Below are 2,756 nucleotides of genomic sequence, written 5' to 3' on the forward strand. Positions count from 1 at the left end.
CGTCCGCTTCGACCATCCGCCCCAGGCCGCGGGTCACCCCGTGCCGCCCGGCAACGCCGCGGGACACCCCGTGCCGTCCGGCGGCTACGCCCCACAGCCCGACGGATATCCGGCACAGTCCGAGACCTATCAGGCACAGCAGCCCGACGAGTACCTCCTCCAGGCACCGGACCCACGGGTGTCCGCCGACCCGGCGGCTCAGGCCGCGGGCGCCGGCGGCAAGGTCTGCGTGGCCTGCCGGGCCGGCCGCGTGGACGACGACGGCTACTGCGAGAACTGCGGCCACGCCCAGCCGCGCGAACGGGACCACATGGAGCAGGAGTCCGGCCCGGTGGCCGCGGTCAGCGACCGCGGCCTGCGCCACCACCGCAACGAGGACGCGTTCGCCATCGGCAGCACGGCGCTGCCGGACGGCTCGCCCGCCTCCGTGGCCATCGTCTGCGACGGCGTCTCCTCGGCGACCCGACCCGACGACGCCTCGATGGCGGCGTCGAAGGCGGCGAGCGAGGCACTGCTGGCCGCCCTGCCGCGCGGCACGCACCCGCAGCAGGCGATGCACGACGCGATCATCGCCGCCTCGCGCGCGGTCAACTCGCTCGCCGCGGAACCCGCCACGGCCCGCGAGCACGCCCCGCACCAGAACGCTCCCGCGTGCACCATCGTCGGCGCCGTGGTCACATCGGGCCTGCTGATCGTCGGCTGGGTCGGCGACAGCCGCGCCTACTGGGTCCCGGTCGACCGGAGCGCACCCCCCGCCCGGCTCACCGAGGACGACTCGTGGGCCGCGCAGATGGTCGCGGCGGGCCTGATGAGCGAGGCCGAGGCCTACGCCGACGAGCGCGCCCACGCCATCACCGGCTGGCTCGGCGCGGACGCCTACGAACTGGAGCCGCACACCGCCGCGTTCAAACCGGACCGGCCGGGCGTGGTCGTGGTCTGCACGGACGGCCTGTGGAACTACGCGGAGGGTGCCGAGGAGATGGCCCGGGTCGTCCCGCTGGACGCCGCGGCCCACCCACTGCACAGCGCCCGGGTGCTCGTCGGCCACGCCCTGGACGGCGGGGGCCACGACAACGTAACAGTGGCCCTCGTGCCGTTCCCGGCCGTCTCCCAGGGGGCAGGATCGGCCTGAGGCCGCGTTACGGGGATGCCTCAGCGGACCGGAGGGGACCGGTCCGCCTACCGTCATCACCCCGCTCCGGTGGGGGCTTTCGAGGGGGATCGAAGCAGGCATGGCCAATTTCTCGAAGTCGAACGTGCCCCAGTTCTCGGTGGACGTGTACCAGAACGAGTACCTGCCGGAGGGCGCCGGCGAGGTCAACGCCATCGTCACGGTGACGGCGACCGGCGGCGGCACGATCGGCAGCGCGGTCTCGGCGCCCCACCTCTTCTCGCCCGGCCAGGGCCCGTCCGCGGCCGTGGCGATCATGGTCGACTGCTCCGGGTCGATGGACTACCCGGCGACCAAGATGCGCAACGCCCGCGACGCCACGGCCGCCGCGGTCGACACCCTGCGCGACGGCGTGCACTTCGCCGTGATCGGCGGGACACATGTGGCCAAGGAGGTCTACCCGGGCGGCGGTCGCCTCGCGGTCGCCGACGCCACCACCCGCGAGCAGGCCAAACGGGCGCTGCGCTCGCTCAGCGCCGGCGGCGGCACGGCCATCGGCACCTGGCTGAGACTGGCCGACCGTCTGCTGTCCTCCGCGGACGTCGCCATCCGGCACGGCATCCTGCTCACCGACGGCCGCAACGAACACGAGTCACCCCAGGACCTGAAGGCCGCGCTCGACGCGTGCGCGGGGCGCTTCACCTGTGACGCGCGCGGCGTGGGCACCGACTGGGAAGTGAAAGAAGTCACAGGGATCGCCTCCGCCCTGCTGGGCACCGCCGACATCGTCGCCGACCCGGCCGGGCTCGCCGCCGACTTCACGCAGATGATGGAGACGGCGATGGGCAAGGAGGTCGCGGACGTCTCCCTGCGGCTGTGGACCCCGGTCGACACGACTGTGAAGTTCGTCAAGCAGGTCGCGCCCACGGTCGAGGACCTGACCGGCCGGCGTACCGAGGCGGGTCCGCGCGCCGGCGACTACCCCCTGGGTTCCTGGGGGGACGAGTCCCGTGACTACCACGTATGCGTGCAGGTCCCGGCCGCGAACATCGGGCAGGAGATGCTGGCGGCCCGGATCTCACTGGTCATTCCGCAGCCCGACGGCACCGTCCAGAACCTGGGCGCGCAGGGCCTGGTCCGTGCCGTGTGGACGGACGACATGGTCGCCTCGACGTCGATCAACCCTCAGGTCGCCCACTACACCGGGCAGGCAGAACTGGCGCAAGTCATCCAACAAGGGCTGGATCTCCGTAAGTCGGGAGATATGGATGGAGCAACGGCCAAACTGGGCCGGGCCGTTCAGCTCGCGAGTGCCTCCGGGAACGCCGATACTGCGAAACTGCTTGCGAAGGTGGTGGACGTGGTCGATGCCGCGACCGGTACTGTGCGACTGAAGGCCAAGGTCGAAGAGGCCGACGAGATGACGCTCGAGACCCGGTCCACCAAGACCGTTCGCGTGAAGAAGTGACCTAGTAGGAATCGAAGGAGGGACGCGCCGACATGCCGACCTGCCCGAACGGACACCAGTCGGGTTCCGACGACTGGTGCGAGGTCTGCGGTCACCGCATGGCGGGTGCCGTGCCTCCGCCTCCTCCCCCGCCGCCCCCGCCCGGCGGCTACGGCTTCCCGCCTCCCGGCGGTCCTC

The 2,756-nt window shown here is 72.1% G+C and carries 2 protein-coding genes and 1 pseudogene; all 3 read left to right on the forward strand.

Features of this window, described 5'->3' with window-relative positions; translation table 11 throughout:
• Positions 1-1,132: PP2C family protein-serine/threonine phosphatase (locus tag CA983_RS42475; protein ID WP_244207337.1), on the forward strand; the 1,132-nt coding region annotated here is incomplete at its 5' end.
• Between the two features lie 100 nt (positions 1,133-1,232).
• On the forward strand, positions 1,233-2,579 hold the full coding sequence (locus CA983_RS42480; protein ID WP_086605968.1) for a vWA domain-containing protein: 1,347 nt from the start codon (positions 1,233-1,235) through the stop codon (positions 2,577-2,579).
• A gap of 32 nt (positions 2,580-2,611) precedes the next feature.
• A pseudogene (locus CA983_RS48665) lies at positions 2,612-2,756 on the forward strand (FHA domain-containing protein); the annotation flags it as partial.

It is taken from the genome of Streptomyces swartbergensis (assembly GCF_002148965.1).
Taxonomy (GTDB): Bacteria; Actinomycetota; Actinomycetes; order Streptomycetales; family Streptomycetaceae; genus Streptomyces; species Streptomyces swartbergensis.